At 56.6% G+C, this 12,680-nt stretch carries 9 protein-coding genes and 1 tRNA gene; 7 read left to right on the top strand and 3 right to left on the bottom strand.

The window, feature by feature from the left end; translation table 11 throughout:
* Positions 1-343: 343 nt before the first annotated feature.
* The gene (locus tag CI070_RS14785) at positions 344-979 is read right to left on the bottom strand and encodes a hypothetical protein (RefSeq protein WP_256943588.1); all 636 of its coding nucleotides are present in this window, start codon (positions 977-979) and stop codon (positions 344-346) included.
* Between the two features lie 431 nt (positions 980-1,410).
* Here CI070_RS14785 and metH point away from each other — a divergent pair, with 431 nt between their 5' ends.
* The 6 genes from metH (at position 1,411) to CI070_RS04620 (ending at position 9,460) form a co-directional block, all read left to right on the top strand.
* Positions 1,411-5,172, top strand: coding sequence for a methionine synthase (gene metH, locus CI070_RS04645; protein WP_094137013.1), 3,762 nt, complete (start codon positions 1,411-1,413; stop codon positions 5,170-5,172).
* A 17-nt stretch (positions 5,173-5,189) separates the two neighbouring features.
* Positions 5,190-5,966 carry a threonine/serine ThrE exporter family protein gene (locus CI070_RS04640; protein WP_094137119.1) on the top strand — a complete coding sequence of 259 codons (777 nt, stop codon included), beginning with the start codon at positions 5,190-5,192 and terminating at the stop codon, positions 5,964-5,966.
* Positions 5,963-6,466, top strand: a complete 504-nt coding sequence (locus CI070_RS04635) for a threonine/serine exporter family protein (protein ID WP_094137012.1) — start codon at positions 5,963-5,965, stop codon at positions 6,464-6,466. Before CI070_RS04640 ends, CI070_RS04635 begins: the two co-directional genes overlap by 4 nt.
* 94 nt (positions 6,467-6,560) lie before the next feature.
* Positions 6,561-6,635: transfer RNA gene (locus CI070_RS04630), tRNA-Gln, on the top strand.
* 258 nt (positions 6,636-6,893) lie between these two features.
* Positions 6,894-8,222: a homoserine dehydrogenase gene (locus CI070_RS04625; RefSeq protein WP_094137118.1), complete on the top strand. Its 1,329-nt coding sequence runs from the start codon at positions 6,894-6,896 to the stop codon at positions 8,220-8,222.
* A gap of 20 nt (positions 8,223-8,242) precedes the next feature.
* Positions 8,243-9,460: an aspartate kinase gene (locus CI070_RS04620; RefSeq protein WP_022196953.1), complete on the top strand. Its 1,218-nt coding sequence runs from the start codon at positions 8,243-8,245 to the stop codon at positions 9,458-9,460.
* Between the two features lie 411 nt (positions 9,461-9,871).
* Here the strand turns inward: CI070_RS04620 and CI070_RS04615 are convergent, their stop codons facing one another.
* Complete coding sequence (locus CI070_RS04615; RefSeq protein WP_161994035.1) at positions 9,872-10,369, bottom strand: thioredoxin family protein; 498 nt, start codon at positions 10,367-10,369, stop codon at positions 9,872-9,874.
* A 115-nt stretch (positions 10,370-10,484) separates the two neighbouring features.
* On the opposite strand from CI070_RS04615, the gene CI070_RS04610 reads away from it, so the two are divergent.
* On the top strand, positions 10,485-11,204 hold the full coding sequence (locus CI070_RS04610; RefSeq protein ID WP_094137011.1) for a YwaF family protein: 720 nt from the start codon (positions 10,485-10,487) through the stop codon (positions 11,202-11,204).
* A gap of 83 nt (positions 11,205-11,287) precedes the next feature.
* Here CI070_RS04610 and CI070_RS04605 read toward each other — a convergent pair whose 3' ends face one another.
* Positions 11,288-12,661 carry an NADase-type glycan-binding domain-containing protein gene (locus tag CI070_RS04605; protein ID WP_143245688.1) on the bottom strand — a complete coding sequence of 458 codons (1,374 nt, stop codon included), beginning with the start codon at positions 12,659-12,661 and terminating at the stop codon, positions 11,288-11,290.
* Positions 12,662-12,680 lie beyond the last annotated feature (19 nt).

Raw genomic sequence — 12,680 nt, 5'->3', positions numbered from 1 at the left:
CAATAATCTATCTTTCTTGCCGTCCATAAGGAACGGACATTGCCGTTTAGAAAAAATGCTTCTCCCCTCCTGAAATTTTTTATCATTAATGAAACTGCGGATTCTAAATCCGTGTTACGAGGAGAATACCTGAATGAGTGATTTCGAATAAAACGCCACCTGTCCCAAAGAGCCAAGAGATAAGCGTTTTCACGTGAAAAGAAGCCGCACGACGATTCCTTTTTTCAGAAGAAAGCAAGTTTGAAATCATTTTCAGTACGATTAAAAAATAAGAAATGATGTAGAATAGTCCTGCCGCGAGATTCTCAAAAGATTCCATCTGTTGATATTCAGCAAATTCATTCTATAAAAAACATAGAAAATCAATAAAATATTCTGAAAGGAAGGGGGGGGTATATTCAGTATCTCGTAACCCTCTGACCGTATAAATGATGTTGAATATACGGAAAAAAATACGGAAACGCGGGAAAGTTTCAACAGACGGAAGAAGCAGCGCTTTTAATAGACCTGAGTTGCTGGACAAAAGCAGATGCGTTTGCCACCTTTCCAGATGTTGCCGGGGGAGGTAAAAACAATCAGACATTAATGTCTGCGGCGCCTTGCCAGAAGGCCTCCCAGTCCCAGGAACGCCAGAGAGGATGTCGCCGGTTCCGGAATCTGGCTGGATGGAGAGGGAACCGATGGTCATGGAACAGCTGTTGCCGGATGTGCTGGCCCAGCCTCCCAAGGTGAGACCGTTCAAATAGAGAACTGACTTTTCATAGTTGATTTCCGTTTTATTGACTAATGCCGTGTCTCCAAGGAATGTCTCCACATAGGTAGAGCCGTCTTCCGCCAGGAAATAAAAGCCCAGGTGTTGGTGGTGGTGGAAAAACCGAAGGCCGTCGTTTGCGTGTTGTATGCTCCAAAGCCCAGGGAGAACACGGGGCCATTTCCAAGCTGAAGGCCGGACTTCATTTCTGAGGGGATTTTTATTCATCAAGTGTAGCTAAGAACGCCTGCCAACAAATCATTTTACTGGAAAAGTACACTTTCATCCCCTGTTCCGCTATCCGGCATGAATGACTTTCCCGTTATTGGAATAGCAACGGCCGTCCAGTTATACACCTGTTATTATCATTTTATTCACACATCTTCCCTCTTTTTTCAGAACCCGCATTCTTTTTTCTCAGGAAAAACATGAAACAGGAAAGACTGCATGGAAAGGGAAGAAAACAGGGAACGCTTCTTATGCCATCGAAAAATCCAGAACGAAACATACGATTTTTCACAGGCGTTTTTTACTTTCCGTAAATCATCGCCATGTCTTTTCCACCCCCTTGAAACCATTTCCCCGGAACGGAACGAGGAAAACGTGACGACAATTGTCCTTGTTCCAATGACGGGCGGGCGGTAGATTTTCCGCGCCATATGAGCAGATCATCCAGAACAGAACGCCTTGATTACCTGAAAGACCAGTTACGTAAAAGGGTTGTCATCCTGGATGGCGCCATGGGCACCAATATCCAAAAATTCAGACTGGAAGAGAAGGATTACCGCGGAGAACGTTTCGCGGACGCGGCACGCTATCCCAACGATTTAAAGAATAATAACGACCTTCTGGTTCTGACTAGGCCGGATATTATTCTGGATATTCACCGCCGCTTTCTGGACACGGGACGGGCGGATATTCTGGAAACCTGCACATTCGGAGCCACCAGCATCGGCCAGCATGATTATTTCTGGCGCCGTCCGGAAGAAGGCAGCCACAAGAACCAGCAGTATTTCCAGGAGGTGGTGGACGCCCCCGAATTGAAAGCCCTTGTCCGGGAATTGAACCTGTCTGCTGCCGCGCTCGCCCGGCAGGCGTGCGACGAAGCGGAAGCTGCAGACGGCAAGCCCCGTCTGGTGGCCGGCTCCATCGGCCCCATGCCCGTCACCTGTTCCCTGTCCCCCGACGTGAATGATCCCGGCTTCCGCGCCGTGAATTTCCGCCAGCTCAGGCAGGCGTACCGGGATCAGGCGCTGGCTTTGCTGGAAGGGGGAGTGGACATGCTGCTGGTGGAGACGATTTTCGACACGCTGAACGCCAAGGCTGCCCTGTTCGCCATTGAAGAAATTTTTGAGGAACAACCGGAAAGCTCTGTTCCGGTCATGGTGTCCGTCACGCTGACGGACAAAGCCGGACGCACGCTGTCCGGCCAGACGATTGAAGCATTCTGGAATTCCATCCGCCACGTGCGCCCCTTCTCCGTAGGCATCAATTGCGCCCTGGGGCCGGACCTGATGCGCCCCTTTGCGGAAGAACTGTCCGGACTGGCGGATTGCCACATGTCCGTTTACGCGAATGCCGGGCTTCCCAACCCGCTCAGCCCTACCGGCTACGACCTTCTGCCGACGGACATGGCCCGGTTCATGAAGGAATACGCGGACCAGGGCCTGCTGAACATCGTGGGCGGCTGCTGTGGAACCACTCCGGAGCACATCGGCGCCATTGCAGCTGCCGTGGAAGGAATGCCTCCGCGCGTTCCGGCTCCCCAAACGCCCGCGCTTCGCCTGTCCGGATATGAAGCGTACAACCATACGCGGGAAAAAAACACCCTCTTTGTCGGGGAACGCTGCAACGTGGCAGGTTCCCCCAAGTTCGCCCGCCAGATTCGTGAAGGAAATTACGAGGAAGCGGTATCCATTGCCCGGCAGCAGGTGGAAAATGGCGCGCTGGTATTGGATTTCTGTTTTGACGACGGCCTGATCGACGGGCCGCAGGCCATGGTCCGCTTCCTGAACCTTGTTTCCGCAGAGCCGGATATCGCCCGCGTTCCTTTCATGGTGGATTCCTCCAAATGGGAAGTGCTGGAAGCAGGGCTCCAATGCATGCAGGGCAAGGGAATCGTGAATTCCATTTCCCTGAAGGAGGGGGAAGAAGAATTCCTGAAAAAAGCGGCGCTGATTAAAAAGTACGGCGCGGCGGTCGTGGTCATGGCGTTTGACGAACAGGGACAGGCCGCCAATTACGAGGACCGCGTCCGCATCTCCAGACGGGCCTATGACTTGCTGGTAAACCGGGTGCAGTTTCCTCCGGAAGACATCATTTTTGACCCGAACGTCCTGACCGTAGGCACCGGCATTGCGGAACACGCCGATTACGCTCTTGATTTCTTCAAGGCCGCAGGCTGGATTTCCCGGAACCTGCCGCATGCCCACATTTCCGGCGGCATTTCCAATGTCTCCTTTGCCTTCCGCGGCAACAACCCGGTGCGGGAAGCCATGCATTCCGCTTTCCTGTACCATGCTACGCAGCAGGGGCTGGACATGTGCATCGTGAACGCCGGGATGCTGGAGGTGTACGACAATATTCCCAAGGACAGGCTGAAGCTGATTGAAGACGTTCTGCTGAACCGGAGGACGGACGCCACGGAACGCCTGACGGACTACGCGGAAAAACTGGCTGCGGAAAAAACCGGAGACGGAAAGGAGAAAAAAAACGTACTGGCCTGGAGGGAGCAGGACGTCTCCAAACGCCTGGAATATTCTCTCATCAAGGGCATTACCGAATTTGTTGACGCGGATACGGAGGAGGCTTTTCAGGAGCTGGGTTCCCCGCTGAACGTGATTGAAGGCCCTCTGATGGCCGGCATGAAGGTTGTGGGGCAACTGTTTGGGGACGGCAAAATGTTCCTGCCGCAGGTGGTGAAAAGCGCCCGCGTCATGAAACAGGCTGTAGCCTGGCTCACCCCCTATATAGAAGCGGACAGCAAAGGTGCCGCCAAGGCGGGAAAAGCCGTGATCGCCACTGTGAAGGGGGACGTGCATGACATCGGCAAGAATATCGTCGGCGTGGTGTTGGGCTGCAATGGTTTTGAAATGATTGACCTAGGCGTCATGGTCCATTGCGATACCATTCTGGACCGGGCGGAAGCGGAACAGGCGGATCTGGTGATGCTTTCCGGGCTGATCACCCCCTCTCTGGAGGAGATGTCCCATGTAGCCGCGGAAATGGAACGCCGGGGGATGACCATTCCCCTGATGGTGGGGGGAGCTACGACGTCAGCCCTGCACACGGCCCTGAAAATAGCCCCCCATTATCAAGGAGCCGTGGTGCATACGGAGGATGCCTCCCAGGTGGTGCCCGCAGCAGCCTCCCTGGTGGGAGAAAAAAAGGATTCCTACATTGCCGCCGTGAAAGCCCGGCAGGAGGAATTGCGCAACAATCATGAAAACAAACCAGTCCGAGACCTCCTGCCCCTGGAGAAAGCCAGGGAATTGCGGTGGAAGGGGGCGGAAGGCGGCTATCTCCCCCCCGTTCCCGCCCGTCTGGGCCCGGTTTCCATCGGCAGCCTGCACAGCTCCGTAAGCTGCGGCTGCTGCAGTGACGATCCGCGTTATTACGTAACTGTTCAGGAGCTTATCGAGCGCATGGACTGGACGCCTTTTTTCCACGCCTGGGAGCTGCACGGCACATGGGACCGCGCCCGCCGGGAGTTCCGCACCAAGGACCCGTCCAAGGCTGAGGCGGCCGCGGCTCTGTACCAGGACGCCCTCCGCCTGCTGGAACAGGCCGTGAAGGAAAACCGCTACCAGGCGCGCGGCGTCATAGGCATTTTCCCGGCCAATTCAACGGCCAGTCATGACGACATCACCGTCTGGGCGGATGAATCCAGAACCATTCCCCTGGCTACGCTGCTAACGCAGCGCCAGCAACTGGACAAACAGGGGAAACCCCGGCTGGCGCTGGCGGACTTCATCGCTCCCGAAGGCGTCAGGGATTACGTAGGAGCCATGGCGGTCAGCATCCACGGCTCCCGCCGCTGGGCAAAGGAATGGGAAGCCAGAAACGACTCCTACCGCGCCCTGCTGGTCAGCTCTCTGGCGGACCGCCTGGTGGAGGCTTTCGCGGCCATCGCCCATGATAAGCTGCGCCTTTTGTGGAATATTCCGGAAGGGTCCGGCGTGCGTCCTGCCTGCGGGTACCCCAGCCAGCCGGACCACCAGGAAAAGGAAACCGTCTTCACCCTGCTCCACGCCCGGGAGGAAGCGGGCATGAGCCTGACGGAAACATGGATGATGCAGCCCGTTTCTTCCGTCTGCGCCCTCGTCTTCTCCCATCCGGAAAGCACTTATTTCTCCGTGGGCGTCACTGGGGAAGACCAGCAGGAGGATTACGCCTCCAGAAAGCGGGCCTCCCGGCCCTGACCTCCCCTTTCCCTTTGATGCAGCATACCGACCAGATACAGGCCCTTTCGGAATTCCTGCTGGAATACGCCACCACCCTCATGGGCGCGGGAGTGCATACCAACCGCGCCGTGCGCAATATTTCCCGCATTGCCGCCGCGTATGGATACAGCGCGGACATGACCATTTTCCAGCGCAATATCACCATGAGCCTGATCTGCAAGGATGACGAGACGCTGCGCCGCACCTCCGTCCGGAAACTGAAACCTCTGGCGTTCAACCTGAACCTGATCCAGCAGCTCAGTGAATTGAGCTGGCTCCCGGTGGACAACAACGTCAGCATTGCGGAAATGGAACAGGCATTCCGCTCCATGGTGCGCACCAAAAGATTTTCCCGCTGGACGGACCTGCTCCTGGTCAGCGTGGGCAACGCCGCCTTCTGCCGCCTGTTTAACGGAGACCTGTGGGCCATGCTGACCGTGTTCGCCGCCACCATGCTGGGCTTTCTGGCCAAGCAGCAGCTTACCCGGCTGAAATACAATCCGCTGGGGGTCATCATCCTTTCCGCCTTCACCGCTTCCATGGCGGCCGCGTGCGCCGTCCTTTTCCAGATAGGCTCCACACCGCAGATCGCCCTGGCAACCAGCGTCCTGTTCCTGGTGCCCGGCGTCCAGATGATCAACTCCATTATGGACCTGATGCACGGCCACATCCTGATGGGCATTTCCCGCGGCGTCCACTCCATCATGATGATCGTCTGCATCGCCATCGGCCTTTCCGCAACCATGCTCATCGTCGGGGTAAACAGCTTATGAATCCGGATTTTATTTCATCCATCCTTCTGGACGGGCTGATGGCTGCCATCGCCGCCACGGGATTTGCCGTCATCTCCAATCCGCCCAAGCGCGCCATTGCCGTTTCCGCCGTTCTGGCGGCCGTCGGCCACGCTTTCCGCTTTTACATGCAGCATTCCTGGACCATTGACATTTCCAGCGCCACCTTCATTGCCGCCTTCACCATAGGCATGCTGGGCGTCATGACGGCCAAGCTGGTAAAATGCCCGGCGGAAATATTTGCTTTCCCTTCCCTGCTTCCCATGATTCCCGGCGTGTACGCCTATAAGACCATTCTGGCCCTGATGCAGTTCATGCAGGAGAACCAGGACGCGGCCGTCATGAACCGGCTGATCGTGGACATCTGCAAAAACGGCATCACCGCCTTCTTCATCATCTTTTCCCTGGTCATCGGCGTAGCCATACCCATGCTGATGTTCAAACGGTTGAGCTATACACGCGTCATCAAGCCGGGGCATTGACCTTCAAACAAGGGAGACAGGGCATTTTTCTCTTGCCAGACTGCGCCCCGTGTGGTTTACTACGCCCCGCAACGGCAGAAATGCCTGAGCAGACAGCCCCATAGTGTAATTGGTAACACACCTGATTTTGGTTCAGTATTTCTAGGTTCGAGTCCTGGTGGGGCTGCCAATCCAACCCTCCTTCAAGGAGGGTTTTTTGTTGCCTTTTTCAGGATTCATCCTCTCCCGGAGCGCGCTTGAACGCCATTTCCCATCATCCGCGCAAAATTCTTGAAAATCCAACAGCCGTACTGCCGCGCATGAAGCATGCGGTGGTGAAGGAGAAGGCCGGAAAGAGAGGTACTCCATGAACGGCTCGCATACGGCATTCCGGGACGGTAAAAGCTCTTGCGTTACAGGGATTTTTTTGCATAATCCCCCGGCAGGAATGACGGAAAAACCTATACAACTGGGGCTTGCCGGGCTGGGAACGGTCGGTTCCGGCGTTTATGAAACGCTGTGCCGCAATCACGCCCTTCTGGAAGCCCGGAGCAAGATTCCTTTCAGGCTCAAGCGCATCGCCGTGCGCAACCTGGAAAAGCCCAGGGAAACCGTCGTTCCCCGGGAACTGCTGACGGACGATTGGCAGGATTTGGTCAATGACCCGGAAATAGACATCATTATTGAGCTGATTGGAGGGACGCGCCAGGCTTACGACCTGGTGACGCTGGCCCTCCGGGCCGGCAAGCCCGTCGTTACGGGGAACAAGGCTCTTCTGGCCGAGTACGGAGCGGAGATTTTCAAGCTCTCCGCGGAAATGGGCACCCCCATTTATTTTGAAGCGTCCGCCGGCGGCGGCATCCCCATTATCCAGAGCTTGCAGAATTCCCTGATTTGCAACCACATCAATTCCATTGTGGGCATTATTAACGGAACGTCCAACTATATTCTTTCCGCCATGGGGGAACACGGGGCCGATTACGCGGACGCCCTGGCCCAGGCCCAGAAGCTGGGCTTCGCGGAAGAAGACCCTTCCCTGGACGTCAACGGCTGGGATGCCGCCCACAAGGCGCTCATCCTGGCGATGCTGGCCTACGGGACAACCATTTCCCCGGATAAAATTTACGTCAGAGGCATTGAGAACATCACCAGCCGGGATTTCGAGTTTGCCAAAAAACTGGGCTATACCATCAAGCTCCTTGTCGTCATCCGATACCATGAGGGGCAGGAAGACGCCCTGGAACTGCGCGTCCAGCCCTGTTTTGTCCATGACTGGCACATCCTGGCTTCCGTGAACGGCGTGTTCAACGCCATTTCCGTCAACGGGGATATTGTGGGGGAAACGCTGTTTTACGGCCGCGGAGCGGGCAAGAACCCCACAGCCTCCGCCGTCATCAGCGACGTCATCACCGCCATGCGGGAAAGCCGCTATCCGGAATACCATACGGGCTTCAATCCCTATGCCAAGGCCTGCGGGATCATGCACATTAATGATACGGTCACTCCGTATTACGTCCGCTTCCAGGTGGTGGACCAGCCGGGCGTCATTGCGGAAATAGCCCGCATTCTGGCCACCTTCGGCATCGGCATTTCCGCCACCTCTTCCCTCCCCAGCCATATTGATGAGGGCGGAGCCCCCTGGAACGACCTCGTTTTCATCCTCCACTCCTGCCCGTGGGGCCAGCTTCAGAAGGCGCTGGAGGAAATAACCCGCATTTCCTGCGTGGCGGCGGAACCCCGCGTCCTGCGCATAGAACATCTTCTTCCTCAATCCTAACCTACATATCATCCTGTTACATGGCTCTTATCGTTCAAAAATTCGGGGGCAGCTCCGTCGGCACCATTGACCGCATCCGCAATGTAGCGCGCCGCATCCATGAAACCGCCAGGGAAGGCAACCAGGTGGTCGCCGTCGTTTCCGCCATGAGCGGCGTGACGGACAAGCTGATCGGGCTTGCCAGGGAATTGTCTGAAACCCCTTGCGAACGCGAACTTGACGTGCTGATGGCCACCGGCGAACAGCAGTCCATCGCCCTGCTCTGCATGGCTCTGCATGAACTGGGGGAAAAAGCCGTGTCCTTCACGGGGGCGCAGGCCGGGATCACCACCTTCGGCAGCCACACGCGGGGGCGCATCCACAATATTGACCCAACGCTGATGAACAAGTACCTGCTGGAAGGCAACATCCTGATCTGCGCCGGCTTCCAGGGGGTTACGGAAGAAGGAATGGTCCAGACGCTGGGCCGCGGCGGTTCCGATCTCTCCGCCATCGCCATCGCGGCCGCCCTGAAAGCGGACGTGTGCCAGATTTTCACAGATGTGGACGGCGTCTATACCTGTGACCCCCGCGTGGTCAAGGACGCCAAGAAAATACAAACCCTTTCATATGACGAAATGCTGGAAATGGCTTCCAACGGATCCAAGGTGATGCAGTCGCGTTCCGTGGAATTCGCCAAAAAATTCGGTGTCGTCTTTGAAGTTCGCAACTCCATGAACAACAACCCCGGTACAATCGTGCAAGAAGAAACCCCCTCCATGGAAGCCGTCGTCATCCGCGGCATTTCCATTGACCGCAACCAGGCCCGCGTTACCATTACCGGCATTCCGGACCAAATCGGCTACACGGCCCAGATACTGGGCGCCCTGGCAGAAGCGGAAATCAATCTGGATATGATTCTGGCCAATACTGCCCATGACGGCTATGTCCGCCAGTCCTTTACGATGCCCTCCAACGAACTGGGCCGCGCCCAGGCCGCCCTCAAACCGGTCATGGCCGCCCTCGGCTCCACCGTCAAGGTGGAAACGGAAGCTGGACTGGCCAAGCTTTCCCTGGTCGGCATCGGCATGCGTTCCCATTCCGGCGTAGGAGCCACCGCTTTCAAGGCCCTGGCGGACGCCAACATCAAGATCGGCATGATTTCCACCTCGGAAATCAAGATTGCCGTGATGGTGGACGAATCCGATATTGAGGAAGCGGCCCGGGTAGTGCATAAGGCGTTCAACCTGGGAGCCTGATTTTTTCAGTATTTATCAACTCTTTTTTCCGCGCCGGTTCACGTTCCCGTGAACCGGCTTTTTCATGCGGCGAGAAAAGCAGCCCTTTCCCGGAAGAGGAACGCCATCCCCCGTTTCCTTCCAAATTCCGAATGAAGGAAGGGCCGTCTCTCTTCGCATGCTGTGGCGGGCGGAATAACCGTCATAGAAACACAGGAGAATGACGCCGCCCTTTCCCTGTTCCGGTTTTACCGGCTTGCCGCCCAGGTTTTTCAGCGTTCACCTAAAATCCATGCCTCCATGAACGGAATTCTCCGGGGGAAAGGGAAGTCCTTACAGGTACGGAGCAAAAAAGCACAACAAACAGAAGGTTCATCTACAGGGAATCCACCGTCCTCCGCACCGCGCAGGGGCTGCCGCAGTCAATCCCTGTTATTGCACCCGTATCGTCTGCTCAATCAGTTCGTTCAGGCGCGGCGCAGTAATGCCGCCAACCATATCCTTCAGCTTCATTCCTTCCAGATACAGAACCGTTAGAGGAACGGCTTCCAGGCCATATTTGCGGGCTATGTCCGGATAGGCGTCCGCATCAATCAGCACGGCAAATGCCTTGCCGTCCTGCGATTCGGCATAAGATTTTACCGCCTGGACGTAATCCATGGCCGGACGGCTCCATGAAGCGTAAAAAACAAGGAGTACCTTGCGGCCGGAAAGTTCCGTAAGCTGCCGCATGTCCTCTCCCTTGTAATCCATCCATACGGGGGCCTTTTTCTTGGGTTTTGCGGGCGGGAGGACTTTTTTGGGAGGGTCAAACGTCCTTTCCAGAGGACGCGGAGCGGGCTTTTTTTCCGCATAACGGGCGCGACGTTCACTGGAATCGTCGCACCCGGTCAGACCGGCCGCCAGCAAACCGCAGACCAATATGAACAAGCCCTGTTTCATCCGCAGGCAAGTATGCCCGGAGAAGGCGAATTTGCAAGTCTGAAACCCATCCCGCTTTTCTGCGTTGCCCTCTCCCCCCTCTTTCTGTTATGGTGAAGGTTGCATGAATGGCGTCCCTCCACTGGAATTCGCAGGTGTTTCCCACTGGGCGGCCCTGGCCGCACTCCTGGCGGCGGGAACCTGCATCCTGGAGCTGGGGCAGTCCTACAAGAAAACCGTCAGAAACCGCACTACCTTCTGGCTGGGGGCGGCCTGCCTGTTCAGCCTGGTTCCCGACCTGGCCGCCATGCTGGCCGATGAACCGGAGAAGAACTGGACATGGATGCTTCCCCTGCATTTCTGCTCCGTCATGCAGGTGGTGTGCGCCCTGAGCCTGTGGATACCCTCCCGGCGGCTGCGCTCCGTGGCCTATTACTGCGTGCTGTGCGCCACCCTGCAGGGGCTGGTGACTCCTTCCGTGGCCCATGATTTCCCCTCATGGACTTATGTTGCCTTTTTCCTGTCCCACGGCGTGACAGTAATCACGGCGCTCTACCTGCCTCTGGCGCTGAAATGGAAACCGGCGCGATGGGACTTCCTGTGGGCTTTTTTGCTGGCGAACGCGTATCTGGCCGCTATCCATCCCGTCAATATGCTCCTGGGAACCAATTACGGGTTTACCGTAGCCACGCCCGCCGGAGGTTCCGTGCTGGACTTTCTCGGGCCATGGCCCTGGTCCCTGCTGTGGATGCAGGTTCCTGCGCTGGCGCTGATGTACCTGCTCACGCTTCCCTTCCGCCGTTATCCCAGGGGCCGCACGGGCAGCTCCATGCTCCGCCACTGAAATGGGATTTTTTCCCCCTGTTCCGTCTGAATCCCCGCGAAAACGTCCCTCCCGTTTCCCAAAAAAAGAGCCCGGACAGGCCTTTATTGCACAATCGGCTTAAGGATGCCGATGTAGGTATCCGATGTCCCGGTTCCGCGATAAATGGAATTCATCCTGATTTTGATGGTGTGCACAGGCTGCCTGTAGTACGGAGGCACAACGATCTGCGGAGTCCAGTCATCCCGCAGCGTGGCGTCAAAAGTATAAGTTCCATTCAGCGTCACCTGGATGCTTTTGGGGCGGCTGAACATGGAATAGGCAATATTCGGGTGCCTTCGGGCTTCCGAATCCTTTTCCGGGTTGGTTACCGGGGAAATGCCGGTCTCCAGCATGATGCCCAGAAGCCGGCCGGGTTTCCTGAGCCTGATTTCCAGTGTTTCCCCCTGGCCGTCTCTGGAAACGCTTTCCGCCCAATAGCCGGAACTTTTCTTCAGATTCTCCGGGGAACATGGAGCCCCGTAAGGGTCCCTGTCCAGAGTGGAACTGGCCGTTACATCGTACTGGTCCGTCAAAACGCCTTTTTCTCCGCGGACGGTAATCCGCCCATCCTTGTCCAGCACCCAACCGGGGCCCGGAGTCAGCACCACGGAGGGAGCGTAGGGCCTGCCGTTCGCTCCCAGCAGAGACCAGGTATAAACGCCTTTGGGCGTCGTCACAATGGATTTGGCATCCGCAGAGGGATCCAGCTTAACAGACTGGTTGGTCATCTCCGAGCTGTACACATTGACCACCGCCCTAGGGGTGCCCCCTGTCCAGGTCATTACCGGAGCGGTAAACAGCGTCAGGCGCGGTTCCCCCATGTGGACCTTTGGTTCCGGCGTAATGGTAACATCCTGCGTATAAGGAACGGCAAACTGGAAGGTAAGAACATGGATTCCCGCCTTATTGGGAACCTGGGCCGCCAGCCAGTGAGTTATTCCGGCAATGGGGAACATGGAGGGAGCGTCCGCCTGAAAATGCCTCCCCTCCACCAGGGAATAATCACATTTCAAATCATCCACGGACGTCACGACATCCTGAACCGCTTTCGTAAAAGGGATGCTTCGTATGGGTTCCTGACTGGCGGCATTGGCCTGTTCATCAGGCGGCTCATACTGGAACGGCACGCCTACGGAAATGGTCTTGCCCTTTACTCCCCTGGGGATATCCAGCGCGCAGGTGTAAATCAGGAAAGCCTGGTGCTGCTTCAGGGAAACAGTAACGTCCAGGGCGTTCAGCCGGATTCCGTCCGCCTGCGTCAAATCCATGGGAACGGGCAAGCCGGGAACCGGAGCAATGCATTGAAGGGATATCTCCTGCTGACGGGGCTGCGTGGCTTTTTCCGCGGCGGTCTGTTCCTTACGCTGGGGTTCGGCGGCCATGCCCGGCACGCAGCAAGCAATGCCGGCCAGCCAGATCAGGGTAGCCAATCTCATGACCGTTAGATTAACGCGC

The sequence above is a fragment of the Akkermansia muciniphila genome, assembly GCF_900184965.1.
Classification (GTDB): Bacteria; Verrucomicrobiota; Verrucomicrobiia; order Verrucomicrobiales; family Akkermansiaceae; genus Akkermansia; species Akkermansia muciniphila_A.
Note: the sequence above shows the minus strand (reverse complement) of the source record. Positions and strands in the feature narration are given on the sequence as shown.

Bases quoted from the DNA above. Each gene is read 5' to 3' on its own strand.
- CI070_RS14785 (WP_256943588.1), bottom strand. From the start codon at position 979: ATGAATAAAAATCCCCTCAGAAATGAAGTCCGGCCTTCAGCTTGGAAA.
- metH (WP_094137013.1), top strand. From the start codon at position 1,411: ATGAGCAGATCATCCAGAACAGAACGCCTTGATTACCTGAAAGACCAG.
- CI070_RS04640 (WP_094137119.1), top strand. From the start codon at position 5,190: ATGCAGCATACCGACCAGATACAGGCCCTTTCGGAATTCCTGCTGGAA.
- CI070_RS04635 (WP_094137012.1), top strand. From the start codon at position 5,963: ATGAATCCGGATTTTATTTCATCCATCCTTCTGGACGGGCTGATGGCT.
- CI070_RS04625 (WP_094137118.1), top strand. From the start codon at position 6,894: ATGACGGAAAAACCTATACAACTGGGGCTTGCCGGGCTGGGAACGGTC.
- CI070_RS04620 (WP_022196953.1), top strand. From the start codon at position 8,243: ATGGCTCTTATCGTTCAAAAATTCGGGGGCAGCTCCGTCGGCACCATT.
- CI070_RS04610 (WP_094137011.1), top strand. From the start codon at position 10,485: ATGAATGGCGTCCCTCCACTGGAATTCGCAGGTGTTTCCCACTGGGCG.
- CI070_RS04605 (WP_143245688.1), bottom strand. From the start codon at position 12,661: ATGAGATTGGCTACCCTGATCTGGCTGGCCGGCATTGCTTGCTGCGTG.